Origin of the sequence: Mucilaginibacter jinjuensis (assembly GCF_028596025.1) — a bacterium.
Lineage (GTDB): Bacteria > Bacteroidota > Bacteroidia > Sphingobacteriales > Sphingobacteriaceae > Mucilaginibacter > Mucilaginibacter jinjuensis.
The window spans coordinates 5,089,734-5,106,835 of the sequence record NZ_CP117167.1 but is presented as its reverse complement, the minus strand read 5'-3'; the positions used below and the strand labels follow the sequence as shown (position 1 = coordinate 5,106,835).

The window sequence follows — 17,102 nt, the reverse complement described above, 5'->3', positions numbered from 1 at the left end:
TTGTTTTTAACAGTGATATGACACTTACATTTAGAAGCAAGAATCAAGAGACAAGAATCAAGACCGGAAAGTTGGCTGAATCAAGAATTAAGACTGAAAAAAACTATCAACCGTATATCGATTGACGAACCATTTAGGGGACAAGGATATTCGGTTCGATTGTTAGTTGTGACAAATGTTGTTGAAATTAAGCTGAGTTGACTTAACTTAGTAATGGCGTGTTACTGATGAGCAACTAAAAATTAAGCGATAGAAAAACAAAATGTGCCTGTGCTACCTTTTATCGTCAACATTTATGCATTTGAATAATATACGTTTACGTAAACTCTACATATCCATTATTTTAACCGGGACTTTTTGCACGGCCTTTGGGCAGTCGCATATAATTGGTGATAGCATAAAAGTTGCCATAAAACCTGGTTATGATAGTGTGAGCAAATCTCAGCGTTTCTTTTTTGGCGAAAACTACCGCAGCCTATGGGCTACGCCGGTTAAGATGAAAGTTTTTAGGCTGGAGAACGAAAAAGGCGGCCTGAAGATTTTGCAAAAAGGCGGGGGGATGCAAACCAAATCCCTGCGGCTGCAAGATTCGACCGGGCAGGAGTGGGTGATCCGTACTATTCAGAAATATCCTGATGCGGTGCTTCCACCAACACTGCGTCCTACTGTAGCAGCGGCCATTATACAGGATCAGATCTCGGCCGAACACCCGTTTGCGGCATTAACAGTACCAACAATGGCTACAGCACTGGGTGTGCCACACGCCAATCCGCAGGTAGTTTATGTGCCTGATGATCCGGCTCTTGGGCAGTTTCGAAAAGATTTTGCCAACCAGGTTTTCTTGTTTGAAGAGCGTGAACCGGGCGATGAGAAAACCGATAATACACCCAAAGCACAAAAGAAATTAAAAGACGATAATGATAACCGGGTAGACCAGAAACTGGTACTGCGTGCCCGTTTGCTGGATATGTTGCTGGGCGATTGGGACCGCCACGAAGACCAATGGCGCTGGGAGCGCAACAAGGATGATGACGGCAACATTACCTACAGACCTGTACCCCGCGACCGCGACCAGGTTTATAACAGCGCGAACGGTTTATTCCCATGGCTGGTATCACGTCATTTGTTGATGGCTAAATTTCAGGATTACCGCGACCATATCCGCTCTATCAATCGCTGGAATTTGAATGCGCGGTATTTCGACCGGTACTTTTTGAATGGACTGGATGAGAAAGACTGGCGCGAGCAAATTGCTTATGTGCAAAGCAAACTCACCGATGAGGTAATTACCAGGGCCATTAAGCAAATGCCCGATACCATTTATAAACTGAGCGGGCCAAAGTTGATTAAAAACTTAATTGCCCGCCGGAGTATTTTGGATAAACAGGCTATTAAATATTACAAGTTTATCTCTACCGTGGTTGAAATCCCTGCATCTGATAAGCGGGAGAAGTTTGAGATTACCAACCAACCCGATGGGCAGTTAAATGTAACCATTCATAAATATAAGGACGAGAAGGAAGGTAAGATCACCTACCAGCGAACCTTCGATCCAAAGGTTACAGACGAGATCAGGCTGTATGGCTTTGATGGTAAGGATTTGTTTGCCGTGCATGGTGAGCACTCCTCATCAATAAAAGTGCGGATGATAGGTGGTGATGATGAGGATACTTTTGCCATTGATAGTAATGTACATGATAAGGGAAACTTGTATGTGTATGACAGGTCGGACGAGAAGAATAACCTGCCTAAATCGTCACAGGCACACATCCGTACTTCAAAAGATACGTCGGTTAATCAATACAACAGTAAAAGCTTTAAATACAATTTCCTGCAACCATTGATACTGGGCAGTTATAATAAAGATTACGGCGTACAATTTATCGGCGATTTCATTTACGAGAAACAGGGCTTCCGTAAAGATCCTTACGCGTTTAAACAAAGCCTGATCGTTAATTATGGTTTCGGCACCAACTCACTGATGCTGAATTATAATGGCGAGTTTAAACAGGTAACCGGTAAATCTGATCTGATTGTAAACGTACTCTCTAAAGGCCCTAACTATACCAGTAACTTTTTTGGGGTAGGTAATAACAGCCAGTTTATAGATGAAGGCGACAAAAAGATCCACTATTATCGTGGCGTGTACGATTATCTGGCAGCCGATGTAAGGTTAAGGCATACCTACGGCAAGTGGACAGTGAGCGGGGGCTTACTGGGCATGCTATATAATGGTTCAGAAGACAAAAACGATGATCGGTTCCTGTATACCTATAACCAGCAACATCCTGATGAGCAGGTTTTCGGTACGCATGCCTATGCCGGTTTGGTGGGTACGGTTGCTGTTGATACAAGAGATAAAGTATCTGATCCCCATAAGGGAATCTACTGGCTCACCACAATAAACGATATGCAGGGGGTGAATAATGGCGAGCATAATTATAGCCAGGTTCAAACCGAGTTTAGCTTTTATCTAAACCCCGATAAGGATTCGACTTTTGTTATTGCTAACCGTATAGGCGGAGGTACCACATTTGGTAATGCCGAGTATTTTCAACAATTAAAACTGGGTGGAAGCCAGAACCTGCGTGGGTTTTACCTGTGGCGTTTTACGGGCAAAACAATGGTTTTTAATAATTTCGAACTGCGGTTAAAACTGTTCTACATTAAATCTTACGTATTGCCGGGGACCATTGGTATAGTTGGGTTTAATGATGTAGGCCGTGTATGGTCGCCGGGCGAATCATCGGATGTATGGCACGATGGTTATGGCGGCGGTATCTGGTTTAGCCCCGCAAGACTGGTAATGATCCAGGCAGTTGTTGGTGCTTCTAAAGAAGGTACTTACCCTTATATCTCGGCCGGGTTCAGATTTTAAGCCTTTACCTCGTTCAGCAGTTCATAAAGGTCGTCGTAACAATAAGCATTATCGGCACAAGGAGCGTGCTCGTATAGTACGGTAACCCTTAATGCTTTTAAGCCCGATACGGCCTGTAAATCTTCAATTTCAAACTCCTCAATAGTTTCGGCCAGTATGCGTTTGGCCTGCAGCATGGCAATATATTTTTTGTACTCCTCGGCTTCTTCGTGTTTGGAGTATACAATTACAATTTTGCCTTGCTGGGTAATCCGTTCTATCGAGTCTTTAACGTGCGCTTTATCTATCCGTTTTTTAATTACTTCATAGCGGGCATTATAGGTTCCATCCACATCAAAGTGCTTTTCATCCATCCTGAACCTGATAGAAATAGGGGTGCTGAATACCAACAGCAAACCGGTTACACCCAATGGGTATGGCAGTTTATCTTTAAGATAATATTCTTCAATAGCCATTTCGCAAAGTACCTGTAATTGCCATAAGCGCAGGTGTTGCAGGTGTGTTTCATCAAAGCCTTTGCCTGGGGTTATAGAGTTGCCGATGTACAGGTTATGTTCTACACCATCTGTTTTAAACCGTTCGAAATAGTGCGGGAAGTAATGTTGAATTTCAATTTGCCGCTTATCCAGTATAGTAGCCAGCTTATCATTAATTAATAATAGCGTATTATCATAATCGCGGCGGCTACTGTGAAACTTGCCGTTGAGCGGATCTGTATTAGTATGGCAGTTATCAATAGCAGCTTTAATAGCAGGACTAAATTGAGCAGCCTGTTCGAAAATTGGATGAACGTTCGCTTGTAAATAGCTTTGTACCTGCTGTTCTGTATCTGCCTTAATACTGATGTTAATATCCTCGATAAAATCCTTCAGGTCGAAGAATAATTGGCCGTCGATGTTAGCCAGATTCTCACGGCTCAAATCTTCCAGTATGGTTAACACGTTTTTTAACTGGGTGGTCAAATCGTTTTTAACGCTGATGTTACGGGTAACAGATGAGTCTTTAATATCAATCTGCCCATACAAAGGATACACCTCTTTAAACCTGATTTCTTTAAGCGTATAATCAATTCCCGAATTTCTGCTGAGGATATAGTTTTTGGCTTCCCGCTTAAATTTCCAGTTTACGCTGGGGTGCAGGGTGGTGTAATTGTTTTGGATAACAGCCTGGATCTCGTTTTGTAGCTCATTGATCTTGCGGTCTATCGTATCTACGATAAAAGGCATTACAATATCCAGTTTCTTTGCACGCACACTATTAAAGTCATTTACCCGGCACGAAACGGCTTCCATTAAGCCCAATAAATTGCCATTTTTAACAACTGGCGCCAATATAAAGCTTTTAATATCCTGATCCTGAAAATGCTTTAGCAAATTACTTTCGGGTACCTCTTTCAGTAATTTACAAACATCAGATACAACGAGGTATCTGTGCTCATCAATCAGCATTTCGTACGAATCGTTGCGTAAAATTTCGCGGCAATCACGCTCAAACTCATCTGGTAAAATATAGCTAGGCAGCTTATTAATTAAGCCGGTATGTGTAAACTTAGCTTCTTCACGCTCGTAAGCAGTAAAGCCGATACGCATATCGGGGATGTTAAAAATAGAGCGGAAGATAGATTGCAGGTTTTTATGCAGATCGGGCTCAGTTGCACTACCCAACAATGTACCTTTTAAAATAGAAAGCGCGTTTTCTGTTGTGGCATCATACAAAGTCATGATGGCAAAGCCCTTCAGATCCCAGCTAAACGGCGGGAATTTTTCCTTCCATAAATCCAGGTCATCATAGTTATCCATGAGCCGGGTTATGTCTTCATCCGTTAATTTAACAGATCTTTCAGTCGGCGTAATCTCCAGAAAATCGGCATTATATAAAATGCGATAATGCCTTAAAATGCCATCTGCTGTGGGTATATCGTAAAATAGCGGTTTGCTAAAATCGAGGTTGGTGCCGTAATGCTGGTTCAAAATAATACAGCAGCTCATCACATAAAACTGGTGATAATCAAAATCGCGGATATTGATCTCGAAATCTGGTCCGGCTGCCTTCAATATATTTTGGAAGCGTTGGGTATAATTAAACAACATCCCCGAGAATGGGATGCTAACGGCCTTGATCTCATTAAGAGATAACATCGGCGGAAATAATTCATCCAGTAAATGATGAATCAGGTCTTTATTAGCTTCTACTTGGGCCGCCTCTGTAATGCCGTCTCTCAGTTCGGGGTGCGGGGCTACTTTTTTTAACAGCATATCTGCCTTGCGGGCATGGAAACTGCCGTCGCTTGCCGCAATCTCTTCCAGGCTTTCAACTATTTTATGAAATGAAAGCTTAATCAGAAACGGGTTATCCTGAAACTGCGGAAGTATCATAATACGCTGTAGATTAAATCAAAAGCAAATTTATTAAAATTATACGCTTGCACAGCCTGTGGCATAGTTTTTACAAAAAGGTGCGTTTTTTATACCACTTATGTGACATTTGGGTCATTTTGGAAAGTAGAAAAACATCCTTCCAAAATTCTATCTACCTTTTCATAAACGAAAAAGCAGCTGCTGTACCTGCGCCTAATACGGCGCCTGTTGCAACATCGGTAGGGTAGTGAACGCCTAAATACATGCGCGAATAACTGATGGTACCGGCCCATAAAAACGATGGTGCAATTACGTACCATTTAGGATAAGCGATAGATAGGGCAGTGGCCGTGGAGAAAGCAGTTGAAGCATGCCCCGATGGAAATGAAGTACTGCCAGCCCGATATACAGGTACAAACTCGATGTTTTTAACAAAGGGGCGTGGCCGTTTAACAAAGTGTTTAATAAGAAGCGTAAATGCATAACTTACTGCGGTGCTACTGGCCACATAAAATGAGTTTTGGCGCATCTCTTTATTATTGCTGATGATGCCGCCAACCAACAGACCTGCCGGTACCCCCACATCAACATAATGGATGGAGTGGGTGATGGCCAGCATTACTTCGGTTTGTTCGGGCGTGCGGCTTTTGGCCAGATCGACCATAACACTATTGTCGAACTGTTGGACGCCGGATTGGGCAGATACTTTAGTACAACAAAGTAACAGTATATTGGTTATGAAGAATAAATTGATTAAAAGGCTCTTCGGTGATATACTCATCGGTGTCGGCTAAAAGATTTAATATTATATTTATACCAGTCCGGGTAAATTGCGGGCCGGTTGAATCCAAAATTGTTATTATAAGGGATCTGCACTAAGATATTAAACAAGGTTCAGCTACCCAAAACATAAACTATGAATTATCAGCAGCTATTAGATCAGGTTTGCGATTATGTGTTAAACTATTTTAAAACGCATAATACCGACAACTTTATATATCATAATAAAAAACATACAGAAGATGTTGCCCGTGCCGTTACCCAGATAGCTAACCACTACCAGTTAAACGACCGCGACTTTTTTTGCGTTTCGGCCGCTGCATGGTTTCATGATCTGGGTTATATGGTTAGTATCCTTAACCACGAAGAGCACAGCATAGCCATTGCCCGTGCTTTTTTAATAGAACACGCTGCCGATGCCGAAGATATTAAAACGATAGAGACTTGTATCCAGGCTACCAAAATGCCCCAGGCCCCGGTAAGCTTGTTAGATAAAATTATTTGCGATGCCGATCTGTTCCACCTTGGTACGGATGATTTCGCCAAAAAGGACCAGCAATTGCTGGAAGAATACAATATATTGAACCATGCAGATTTGAGTAAGCTGGTATGGCGGCAAAAAAGCATCAAATTTTTAGAGGCACACCAATACCATACAGATTATTGCCGATTGTTACTCGATTCGCAGAAACAAAAGAATTTGGACGAGTTAAAAGAAAAAGTAGCTAACGCCGTGATTAAGTTAGAAGACAAACCCGAAAAAAAGAAAGAAGAGAAAGCGGCCCAGGATATAGACGCATCGTTCCCGGTTCCGGAAATTACATCCATCAAAAAGAAGGACAAAAAAGAGAAGCCCGAGAAAGGTATTGAAACCATGTTCAGGATCAGCTCGAGCAACCACCAACGTTTGAGCGATATGGCCGATAATAAAGCGCATATCATGATCACGGTAAACTCTATTATACTATCAGCCATTATTAGTTTACTGTTGCGCCGTTTGAGCGAGTATGGCTACCTCATTGTACCAACCATTATTTTACTTACGGTGAGTTTGCTGGCCATGACGTTCTCCATCCTGTCAACCCGCCCATCTATTCCGCCGGGCACGTTTACCAAGGCCGATGTTGATGATAAAACGGTGAACCTGCTTTTCTTCGGTAACTTTTATAAAATGCCTTTAGAAGACTACAAATACGGCATGGAGAAGGTGATGGAGGATAAAGATTTTCTGTACGGTAGCTTAATTAAAGACGTTTATACCCAGGGCGTTGTGCTAGGGAAAAAATACCGGCTACTGCGGATTGCTTACAATATTTTTATGTTCGGATTGATTATTGCTGTTTTTGCATTTGTTATAGCTTCTGCATTTTATGGTAACAAAGCAGCATAATTAAATGGAACCACATCGTTACTTTAACCGCGACTTGAGCTGGCTTGGCTTTAACCAGCGCGTGATGGAGGAGGCCGCCAATGAGCAGGTGCCTTTGCTGGAGAGAATTAAATTCCTGAGTATTTTTTCATCCAACCTTGATGAGTTTTACCGGGTGCGCATGCCGGTGTTAAGAGCTTTAAAAAAGATTGGCGAGAAAGATGATACGGATATCGACGGCGACATACAGGCCGATATTTTGCACCAGGCTATTAATGCCATTAATGCACAACAAGGCCGTTTTGGTGAGATCTTAACGCAACAGTTATTGCCTGCTTTTAAGGCGCAGCATATCCATTTGCTGTATAACGAGGCTTTCCCCGATTCTATCAAACCCAAAACAACCGAATACTTTTTGGCAGAGGTATTGGCCTTTTTGCAACCGGTATTTTTGGATGATAAGACAGATTTTTTCCCCGAAAATAATAAGCTGTATTTTATTGTACAGCTAAAAAATAATGACGGAGCAGAGCAAGTTGCACTGCTCAATATCCCTTCGGATGAGTTACCGAGGTTTTTATCCATAAAAACCGATGGCACTCAATTCATTGCCTTTTTGGATGATATTGTAAGAAATAATCTGGAGAAGGTTTTTCCTGATTCAACCATTGAAGGCTGCTATACCTTTAAAGTAACCCGCGATGCAGAGCTGGATCTGACGGATGATTACTCGGGCAGCCTCTCGGAGCAAATTGAAAAGCAATTAAGCAAACGCGATTTTGGTTTAGCGACCCGCTTTTTGCACCAGGCGGGCATCCCGCTGCGTATTTTGCAGTTTGTAAAGCAGCAGCTTAATTTATTAAACGCTACAAATATTGAGGGCGGCGCTTACCATAATCTGAAAGACTTTTTCGGGCTGCCGGTTGGTGGTCCGGGTATGTCGTATGAATCCTGGCCGGCTATTAATTCAGACGAGATTAAAGCTAATGAAACCCTGATAGCGCAAATTGCCAAAAAGGATTTTGTGGTGCATACGCCTTACCAGAATTACGATACCATTCTGCGGTTTTTTAATGAGGCTGCGGTTAATCCTAATGTTAAGGAAATTTACATTACCCTTTACCGGGTGGCCAGTAACTCGCGCATTGTGCATGCCTTAATCAGCGCAGCTAAAAACGGCAAAAAGGTACATGTAATGGTGGAACTTAAAGCCCGTTTTGATGAAGCCAACAACCTGAAATGGGCCAAGGTAATGAAAGATGCCGGGGTAAAGATCACTTACAGTGTTACTGCCCTAAAGGTACATGCCAAAGTAGGCCTGGTTAAAATGGAGCAGGATGGCCGCATGGTTTACTCAGGCTTAATGGCTACGGGTAATTTTAACGAAAGCACTGCCAAATTTTACACCGACCATATCCTGTTTACCAGTAACCCAGACTTGTTAAGCGAGGTAGAACTGTTGTTTATGTTTTTGGCCAAACGCGAAAAGCCATCTAAATCAACCCCAATAAATTTTAAACACTTACTGGTAGCCCAGTTTAACCTGCAAACCAAATTTATTGAACTGATTGATCGCGAAATTGAATTTGCCAAACAAGGCTTACCGGCAGCGCTTACCTTGAAAATGAATAACCTCGAAGAGCAGGTGCTCATCAGCAAACTTTACGAAGCATCGCAGGCAGGGGTAAGGGTATCATTGATCATCCGCAGTATTTGCTGCTTAATTCCCGGTGTTAAGGGCATGAGCGAAAATATTACCATTAAACGTATTGTAGACCGTTACCTGGAACATGGCCGCATCTTCATATTCAACAATGACGGTAACAAAGAAGTATTTATGGGATCAGCCGATTGGATGAACCGTAATATTTATCACCGTATAGAAGTTTGTTTCCCGGTTTACGATGAAACCATTAAACAATCTATGATCAACATCCTTGATCTGCAGGTGAATGATAATGTAAACGCTGTAATGCTCGATCAAAATCTTCATAACATCCCAATAAAAGCAAAAGAACCAATTATTCGTTCGCAGGAAGCTATTTATAAATTGCTGGCGGGGTAAGTGATATTCACTAAAGGATTTTGTCATTTCGACGATAGGAGAAATATTCTGCGCCCTGCTTCATGCATGTAGCATAAGATTTCTCACCCTTTCTCTACTATTGGCCCCCTCCAAGGATTCGAAATGACAATCTTTTAAGAAAGATGTATAAAAACAATGGTTGTTCTCTCCCCAACAATCATTTTATTCATTTACTATCCCCGCTACAAACTTTTGATCTATAATAATTTACTTTGCTAAGTATCTTTATTTCGTTAACTGTCTGTGATTTAACGAAATATCATATCCAGGCCCCGGGTGTTTTTGGTTTAAGTATCTGATAATAAGATATTTAATAAATTGGCATGTGTTTTGAATTGTATGTGTCACTAGATCAGTTAATTGTGGTTATATAAATTCGATGCTTATCCTTTCGCTGTATTTAAACTGATCTGCTGATACATCTCATATTAACGGGCTATTAAAAACTGATGTTATGGTGAATTACAATACTAAAACTGAGGCTATTATTGATTTGCAGGAACGTGGCTACGATCAGGATTTTACTTTGAAGGATGAGTACTTGTTTTACGTACAACAAAACGAGCTGATTGAACCTGATGATTTCGAGATAACAGAAACCTACCGGTTTGAAGGCAAGCGCCGCTCGTGCGATAACTATGTGATTTACGGCATCAGAGGAATTAATAAAGACATTAGGGGTATACTGATGACGCCCTACAGCGCCTATAGCAAAGGAATCTCAATCCATTTGTGGAGTAAATTGGCAAATAACCTTAAATAGCTGTATCTTCAACATACATTTATAAGATCACAGTTAAAATGAAAAACTACATCGGAATCAGCGACGAGAACCGTCAGGCAGTAGCCGTACAATTAACTAAATTACTGGCAGATGAGTACGTGTTATACACCAAAACACGTAACGCCCACTGGAATGTTGAAGGCCCGGATTTTCACTCCATGCACCTGTTTTTTGAATCGCAATACGAACAACTCGACGAAATTATGGATGGCGTTGCAGAGCGTGTCCGTTCTATCGGCCATTTTGCACCGGCTACCTTAAAAAGCTTTTTAAACCTTACCCACTTAACAGAGGTGGTTGACAGCAAAAACGATAGCCTTACCTTTTTGAAAGAATTACTGGAAGACCATACCAGCATCATCGAATTTATCAGGGGTAACATAGAGCCTTTTGCCAGCAAATACGGCGATTATGGCAGCAGCGATTACATTACCGGCCTGATGGAACAACACGAAAAATTAGCCTGGATGTTAAAGGCACACCTGCCTAAATAAGCAAGGGTTTACAATTAGTATATAGCAGAGGCGGCTTAAGGTTTTACTTTAAGCCGCCTCATTTTTTATAGGGAACTCTTGGCAGGGTCTTGAGCGAAAATCAGGCTCAGTAAATCGTAAAGTTCAGGATGTTTGTGCTGAAGTTGTTCCGGCTTCTCAAAAAAGTATTCAGAAACCACCGCCAGAAACTCGGCCTCATTGGTCAACGCATAGGGATTAATATCCGATTTGCCTGCCTCAATCTTATGCATTTCCTGGTGTATCAGTTTAAGCCAGGGGATAGTGTACTGATGCTGCATCAGTAATTCAGGTACTCCGTCGGTAGCGCCGTCTGCTTTATCTAACAAGTGCACAAACTCGTGGATGGCCGTATTCTCTCTCCCGGCCGAAGCAGAGAAGCCTTTGGTCAAGGCGGCCCGTGAAAGCAGCATCTGTCCGTTCATATAGCCCGAGCCTACCATGCCCATAATGTTGCGGTCTTCACCGCCTTCAAACTGAAAATCATTGTCGAAGGTATCTGGGTAAAGGATCACGTTAGTGAGGTTTTTGTACTTCCAGTCCTCACTAAATCCAAAAATGGGGATCACTGCGCTCGAGGCAATCATGATCCGGTCGAGGTCGCTGATTTCAGTCCCCACGCCTTCAATGCGCACATAGCCTAAAAATTCGTTAACCAGCCTTTCAAATTTGGCTTTGCCGGCATCATCAAGTTTAGTGTAATAGGCTATATGTTGTTGTAGCAAGTTTTCATGTATTTGTGGCGATTCATTAAAAATTTCGACAACTGGCGAAGATTTTTTTCGAACGAAAAAATAAATGATCACAATTAAAAGCAGTGCAGCAAGGGCTATATTCATAGGGCAAAAGGTAAGAAATTTTGGCAGGATTAATATTGCACCGATTGATTAGTTATCCATAACCCCTAGATATATAAGCTAAGATGCAACTATTTCATATTGATATACTTATAAGATTGTTGTTCCCAAATTTAAAATGTTTATTCCTGCGAGTAATTAAATGTTTTTGGATTGAGTATGTTCGAATTTTATTATAGGAGTTGGAAATAAAACAGGGTCAGCAAAAGTTAAATCTACATCCCCTGATTTCTGCGGCCATTCCTGAAATTGTTTTAAGTATATCATCATAAAATCTTTTGGCTCGTCGAAAGGCATCCAGGAAAAAGACATTCGTCCATTGTATGACAGGTTATTGGACTTAATAAATTCAAAAATATTAGTGTAGCATTCATTGAAGTAACTAATCAGGGTTTGTAAATCTATTGCTTCATTTTCTAGTACAAAATCAAATCTCGCTATAGCATAATAGTCAATAAATGGTTTAGCTGTCTCTTGATCACGATAAAATGAAGAGAAATATATAGTGGAGGTACCAGTCTCTAGCCCAGACTTCTTTATAGCAAGTTTATACGTACTTTGATTAATTGTATGCTTATGCATCGATTCCAAGTAGTCTAAATGTACTTTATAATGAGTGATATTAAAGCTCTGGTTAGTGACTTTCATAATAATTAAGAAATAAAGTGTTCAATATTTTTACGAAATATATGCTTGCGATTAGTATATTTATTATTATCATAAGTTACTAAATCAGTTTCTTTAGCTAAAAATAAGATATCAAAATTATAGTACATTTATTACTTATATTGATGGTATCTGAAAAATAAATCATTGTGTTTAACTGACGCAATATTTTAATATCTTTAGTTATTCCAAACCTAAAAAACCATGATAAACAGAAGAAATTTCCTGAAAAGCACCGGGGCTCTTGGCTTAAGCGCGCTCTTTTTATCCGAAGCGCATGCTACGTTTTTTAATGCCGCCAATCACCCGTTAGGTGTACAGCTTTTTACCTTGTTCAATACCATTGACGAAGATGTGGAAGGTTCGCTCAGAAAAGTGGCGGGTATTGGCTATACCGAAATAGAATCGGCTTTTAGTAAACAGCCCGGTTATTACGGAATGACACCCAAACAATTTGCCGCTTTATGTCATAAAGTTGGTTTATCATGGAAATCGCATCATGTTTTGGGTGCGCCATTTAAGTTACCCAAAGGCGCTGTGATGCCTAAAGGTGCTGATGGTAAAGCTCTGGATATATCGGCACTTAAAAACCTGAAGGATAATATGCAGGAGCTGGTAGACCAGGTGGCCGAAGGTAAAGTACCATACCTGGTATGCGCCAACATACCAACCGGCACACTTGATGAAGTTAAAAGCTCGATAGATATTTTAAATAAAACTGGCGCGGCTTGTAAAAAGGTTGGCATACAATTTTGTTACCATAACCACGATATGGAATTTAATAAAATTGATGATAAGACACCTTACTACATGTTGTTGGACGAAACAGACAGCAACCTGGTAAAAATGGAACTCGATGTTGCATGGGCAACCAAAGCGCGTGTTAACATCCCTAAATTATTTGCCAAATATCCGGGCCGTTTCCCTTTACTGCACATGAAAGATATTAGCGGCGACTCTAACCTAGGCCCGGTTGGTAGTGGTGTGGTAGATTTTAAATCTATCTTGGCACATACCGATACAGCAGGTGTAAAGCATTATTTTGTTGAGCATGATATGCCGAAAGATGCCTACGCCAGTCTGAAACAAAGCTACAAAGCCTTAAGGGACTTAGGTTTGTAATAAAACTTGCTATATTGCCGGTCAATTATTAACCTAAGAAAAACCAATATGCGTCGTTTGTTTTTAACAGCCTTAATAGGGCTTGTTACGGTATCTGCTTTTGCAAAATCTGTACTCGTATTCAGTAAAACTGCAGGCTTTCATCATGCATCAATTGCCGCGGGCATACCGGCTATTATTAAACTGGGCCAAGAGAATGGCTTTAATGTTGATACCACAACCAATTCTGCTTTGTTTACTGAAAGTAACCTGAAAAAATATGATGCCGTAATTTTTCTGAGCACTACTGGTGATGTGCTGAACGATGAACAACAGGAGGCTTTTAAAAAGTACATCGAATCGGGCAAAGGTTTTGTGGGTATCCATGCAGCTACAGATACCGAGTTCGACTGGCCCTGGTATGGTGATTTGGCCGGGGCTTATTTCTCCAGACATCCCAAACCACAGCAAGCTACACTACACATTATAGACCACTCTTTTATTGCCACCAAGAGCCTGCCTGATACCTGGAGTAAGTTTGATGAGTGGTATAACTTTAAATACATAGCCAAAGATTTGCATGTGCTCATCACTATTGATGAAAAGAGCTATACCGGGGGCGAAAACGGTGACAACCACCCAATAAGCTGGTACCACGAATATGATGGCGGCCGTGCATTTACAACAGTACTTGGACATACCGATGAATCATATACTGATCCGCTTTTTCTAAAGCATATTTTGGGCGGAATTAAGTATGCTGCTAAAATTAAATAGCGGTATGAGCGTACCGAATAAATTATGGATAGGGGTACTTGCTGCATTGCTGGCATCATCATGTAAAAATAAAAATGCAGACAACGATGGCTGGCGCGTTTATGGGGGTAACAAAGAAAATACCCGCTACTCGTCGCTAAACCAGATCGACACCAATAATGTTAAAGATTTAAAAATTGCCTGGGTGCATCATACCAATGATGCTGATACCGTTGCGCATTCGCAGATCCAATGTAATCCAATTATTGTTGATGGTGTACTGTATGCTACCACGCCCCATTTAAAACTGGTTGCCCTCAATGCGGCCACCGGCGAGCAGAAATGGGTTTTCGATCCCGATCAGAAAGATATTAATGCCATAACTTCTATCAGGTTTATCCTCAACAATAATCGTGGGGTAACCTATTGGGAAGATGGCGATGATAAGCGAATCATTTTCTGTGCGGGTTCATATATTTATGCTATTAACGCGGTAAACGGTCGGCCGATAAAAAGTTTTGGTGATCATGGCAAAATTGATCTGCACGATCATCTCGACCGCCCATCGAAAGATGCTTATGTTACCGTCACTACGCCCGGCATTATCTATAAAGATCTATACATTGTAGGTAGCCGGGTTAACGAAACATCAGACGCGGCTCCCGGCCATATACGTGCTTATGATGTACGCACAGGACAGTTTAAATGGATTTTTCACACCATCCCGCATCCCGGCGAAAAGGGTTACGAAACCTGGGAAGACCCCAACGCCTGGAAACATATTGGCGCTGCCAATAGCTGGAGCGGCTTTAGCCTGGATGAAGCACGAGGTTTACTTTTTGCACCAACAGGTTCGGCCGCATTTGATTTTTATGGCGGTAAACGAAAAGGAGCGGGGTTGTATGCCAATAGCCTGCTGGCTTTAGATGCAGCAACAGGTAAGCTGGTTTGGCATTACCAGGTGATCCATCACGATGTTTGGGATAAAGATTTGCCGACCGCACCATCATTAGTCATCATTAAAAAGGATGGCAAAAATGTTGATGCCGTTGCCCAACCTACCAAGCACGGATTTATTTTTGTATTGGATAGGGCGACAGGCAAGCCGTTATTCCCGATTGATGAGAAACCGGTTGATACGCACTCAGAATTAGTAGGAGAGAAGCTGTGGCCTACTCAGCCGATCCCGCGGTTACCTGAACCGTTTACACGGCAGTCGATCTCCGAAAAAGACATTAACCCATACCTTTCTGCGGATGATAAAGCGGATGCCTTGAACCAGTTGAAAGGCTATAGGCATGGCAGTATGTTTATCCCGCCAGGGAAACAGCCTTCGCTTATCTTCCCTGGTTTTGATGGTGGTGCCGAATGGGGCGGCCCGGCGGTTGACCCATTTACGGGCTGGATCTATATCAATGCGAATGAAATGGCCTGGATATTAACGATGATTGATGCGCCAAAGCAGTCAGCAGGGGCAGAAGATTTCGGTCAGGCCGGACAACGCTTGTTTGCCCAAAATTGTATGGGCTGCCATGGACAGGATCGTAAGGGTTCGGGTAATTATCCTTCGCTCATCAACATCAATAAAAAATACCATGATGAGGAGATTATTAATCTGATTGCCACCGGTCGGCGCATGATGCCATCTTTCAAACAATTGACTTTGCAGGATCGGCAGGCGATAGTATCATTCATCACCAATAACACTGCTAATCAATCTAAGAAGTTTACTGAGACAAAAGCCCCGGTTGATACCTTCCTGAACCTTCCTTACCAGATGACGGGTTACAATAAGTTTTTAGCGAAAGATGGACAACCCGCCATAGCGCCACCCTGGGGAACGTTAAATGCTATCAACCTAAACACGGGTAAGCGCGAATGGCGTGTACCGCTGGGCGATGATCCAAAAATAAAAAATGCAGGCACAGAAAACTACGGCGGCCCTGCTGTAACTGCAGGCGGCTTGGTTTTTATAGCCGCTACTAAAGACAATAAAATAAGAGCTTTCAATAAGATCACCGGCAAGCTACTCTGGCAAGCCGATTTGCCTGCTTCAGGCTTCGCAACGCCAAGTGTTTATGAAGTTGATGGTAAGCAGTATGTGGTGATTGCCTGTGGTGGCGGGAAGCTGAAAACTAAATCGGGCGATGCTTATGTGGCGTTTGCGTTACCGTAAGCGAGAATCAAGAAACAAGAGTCAAGATACCTCCTTTCAAATTTTGTCATCGCGAGCGATAGCGTGGCAATCTCGTCGCCAATGTTCTTCGTTCTGTATAGCTACGAGATTGCTTCGTACCTCGCAATGACGGTAATAGTTCTTATGGTTAGGCTTTTTTTAATTCCCCTCTTGAGAGGGGGCGCGAAAGCCTGTGAAATAGGAGGGGTGTGTTTCTGCGACAAAACATTCAGCAGAGACACACCCCTAACCCCTCTCAAGAGGGGAATAAGACATCATCTGGCGCAAGCGTTATTATATTGTCTTGTTTCTTGATTCTCGTCTCTTATTTCTAATTATTATCCCTCCGGGTGATTAGGATCGTAATCAGGAGCTGATCTTTTTGGATCATAGTGCACGCCTGGGGTTAACCAGTATAATAAAGCCACCCTTGCATATCTGAAGTTAAACGGAGATAATATAAAGGCTACACCTAATAATATGGCAGCATAAATCCATGGGTTTTCGCTGTGGGTTAAGATGTAGGTACCTACGGCAAGGGTAACCATTTCGGCAACGTTAAGGGCGTAGCTTACAAACATGGCTACGTAAAAGTAACCCGGTTCAATCTCGAAATGAAAATTACAGTGCGGGCAGTACTGGTTCATCTTTTGTCCGCTTAGGGTATACATTGGGGTCGAAAACATGTTGCCTACCCGGCATTTTGGGCATTTGGCATGTAGGGCTGCGTATGATTGTGAAATAGCCATGGCTTCTTTATCTAAAGTTAGGGTTTTCATA

The 17,102-nt window shown here is 42.0% G+C and carries 13 protein-coding genes; 8 read left to right on the top strand and 5 right to left on the bottom strand.

The genetic code is table 11. The annotated features are described in order from the left end of the window. The first annotated feature begins 295 nt into the window (after positions 1–295). Positions 296–2,878, top strand: coding sequence for a BamA/TamA family outer membrane protein (locus PQO05_RS22010; RefSeq protein WP_273629604.1), 2,583 nt, complete (start codon positions 296–298; stop codon positions 2,876–2,878). On the opposite strand, the gene PQO05_RS22005 is transcribed toward PQO05_RS22010, so the two are convergent. Then, a complete protein-coding gene (locus tag PQO05_RS22005) occupies positions 2,875–5,253 on the bottom strand; it encodes a GAF domain-containing protein (RefSeq protein ID WP_273629603.1) in 2,379 nt (792 codons plus the stop codon). The genes PQO05_RS22010 and PQO05_RS22005 overlap by 4 nt on opposite strands. 154 nt (positions 5,254–5,407) lie before the next feature. Next, positions 5,408–6,016 (bottom strand): phosphatase PAP2 family protein, encoded by a 609-nt coding sequence (locus PQO05_RS22000; RefSeq protein WP_273629602.1) that lies wholly within the window; start codon positions 6,014–6,016, stop codon positions 5,408–5,410. A 135-nt stretch (positions 6,017–6,151) separates the two neighbouring features. On the opposite strand from PQO05_RS22000, the gene PQO05_RS21995 reads away from it, so the two are divergent. From PQO05_RS21995 to PQO05_RS21980, 4 genes are all read left to right on the top strand, one after another. Beyond that, positions 6,152–7,405, top strand: coding sequence for a Pycsar system effector family protein (locus tag PQO05_RS21995; RefSeq protein ID WP_273629601.1), 1,254 nt, complete (start codon positions 6,152–6,154; stop codon positions 7,403–7,405). A gap of 4 nt (positions 7,406–7,409) precedes the next feature. Then, entirely contained in the window at positions 7,410–9,449 is a 2,040-nt protein-coding gene (gene ppk1 / locus PQO05_RS21990) for a polyphosphate kinase 1 (RefSeq protein ID WP_273629600.1), read from the top strand. Positions 9,450–9,924: 475 nt separating this feature from the next. Continuing rightward, entirely contained in the window at positions 9,925–10,233 is a 309-nt protein-coding gene (locus tag PQO05_RS21985; RefSeq protein ID WP_273629599.1) for a phosphoribosylpyrophosphate synthetase, read from the top strand. 38 nt (positions 10,234–10,271) lie between these two features. Further along, positions 10,272–10,748, top strand: coding sequence for a Dps family protein (locus PQO05_RS21980; protein WP_273629598.1), 477 nt, complete (start codon positions 10,272–10,274; stop codon positions 10,746–10,748). 65 nt (positions 10,749–10,813) lie between these two features. Here the strand turns inward: PQO05_RS21980 and PQO05_RS21975 are convergent, their stop codons facing one another. After that, positions 10,814–11,605 (bottom strand): M90 family metallopeptidase, encoded by a 792-nt coding sequence (locus PQO05_RS21975; protein WP_273629597.1) that lies wholly within the window; start codon positions 11,603–11,605, stop codon positions 10,814–10,816. 156 nt (positions 11,606–11,761) lie between these two features. After that, positions 11,762–12,271, bottom strand: coding sequence for a hypothetical protein (locus PQO05_RS21970; RefSeq protein WP_273629596.1), 510 nt, complete (start codon positions 12,269–12,271; stop codon positions 11,762–11,764). A 222-nt stretch (positions 12,272–12,493) separates the two neighbouring features. On the opposite strand from PQO05_RS21970, the gene PQO05_RS21965 reads away from it, so the two are divergent. From PQO05_RS21965 to PQO05_RS21955, 3 genes are read left to right on the top strand one after another with little or no spacing between them, the layout of a single operon-like run. Further along, positions 12,494–13,411 (top strand): TIM barrel protein, encoded by a 918-nt coding sequence (locus PQO05_RS21965; protein WP_273629595.1) that lies wholly within the window; start codon positions 12,494–12,496, stop codon positions 13,409–13,411. A 48-nt stretch (positions 13,412–13,459) separates the two neighbouring features. Next, positions 13,460–14,167: a ThuA domain-containing protein gene (locus tag PQO05_RS21960; RefSeq protein WP_273629594.1), complete on the top strand. Its 708-nt coding sequence runs from the start codon at positions 13,460–13,462 to the stop codon at positions 14,165–14,167. 4 nt (positions 14,168–14,171) lie between these two features. Continuing rightward, a complete protein-coding gene (locus PQO05_RS21955; RefSeq protein ID WP_273629593.1) occupies positions 14,172–16,322 on the top strand; it encodes an outer membrane protein assembly factor BamB family protein in 2,151 nt (716 codons plus the stop codon). A 338-nt stretch (positions 16,323–16,660) separates the two neighbouring features. On the opposite strand, the gene PQO05_RS21950 is transcribed toward PQO05_RS21955, so the two are convergent. Then, on the bottom strand, positions 16,661–17,101 hold the full coding sequence (locus PQO05_RS21950; protein WP_273629592.1) for a DUF983 domain-containing protein: 441 nt from the start codon (positions 17,099–17,101) through the stop codon (positions 16,661–16,663). Position 17,102: the final 1 nt, after the last annotated feature.

What these genes read in the sequence shown, in the direction of transcription:
- PQO05_RS22010 (WP_273629604.1), top strand. Translation starts at nt 296, where the DNA reads ATGCATTTGAATAATATACGTTTACGTAAACTCTACATATCCATTATT.
- PQO05_RS22005 (WP_273629603.1), bottom strand. Translation starts at nt 5,253, where the DNA reads ATGATACTTCCGCAGTTTCAGGATAACCCGTTTCTGATTAAGCTTTCA.
- PQO05_RS22000 (WP_273629602.1), bottom strand. Translation starts at nt 6,016, where the DNA reads ATGAGTATATCACCGAAGAGCCTTTTAATCAATTTATTCTTCATAACC.
- PQO05_RS21995 (WP_273629601.1), top strand. Translation starts at nt 6,152, where the DNA reads ATGAATTATCAGCAGCTATTAGATCAGGTTTGCGATTATGTGTTAAAC.
- ppk1 (WP_273629600.1), top strand. Translation starts at nt 7,410, where the DNA reads ATGGAACCACATCGTTACTTTAACCGCGACTTGAGCTGGCTTGGCTTT.
- PQO05_RS21985 (WP_273629599.1), top strand. Translation starts at nt 9,925, where the DNA reads ATGGTGAATTACAATACTAAAACTGAGGCTATTATTGATTTGCAGGAA.
- PQO05_RS21980 (WP_273629598.1), top strand. Translation starts at nt 10,272, where the DNA reads ATGAAAAACTACATCGGAATCAGCGACGAGAACCGTCAGGCAGTAGCC.
- PQO05_RS21975 (WP_273629597.1), bottom strand. Translation starts at nt 11,605, where the DNA reads ATGAATATAGCCCTTGCTGCACTGCTTTTAATTGTGATCATTTATTTT.
- PQO05_RS21970 (WP_273629596.1), bottom strand. Translation starts at nt 12,271, where the DNA reads ATGAAAGTCACTAACCAGAGCTTTAATATCACTCATTATAAAGTACAT.
- PQO05_RS21965 (WP_273629595.1), top strand. Translation starts at nt 12,494, where the DNA reads ATGATAAACAGAAGAAATTTCCTGAAAAGCACCGGGGCTCTTGGCTTA.
- PQO05_RS21960 (WP_273629594.1), top strand. Translation starts at nt 13,460, where the DNA reads ATGCGTCGTTTGTTTTTAACAGCCTTAATAGGGCTTGTTACGGTATCT.
- PQO05_RS21955 (WP_273629593.1), top strand. Translation starts at nt 14,172, where the DNA reads ATGAGCGTACCGAATAAATTATGGATAGGGGTACTTGCTGCATTGCTG.
- PQO05_RS21950 (WP_273629592.1), bottom strand. Translation starts at nt 17,101, where the DNA reads ATGAAAACCCTAACTTTAGATAAAGAAGCCATGGCTATTTCACAATCA.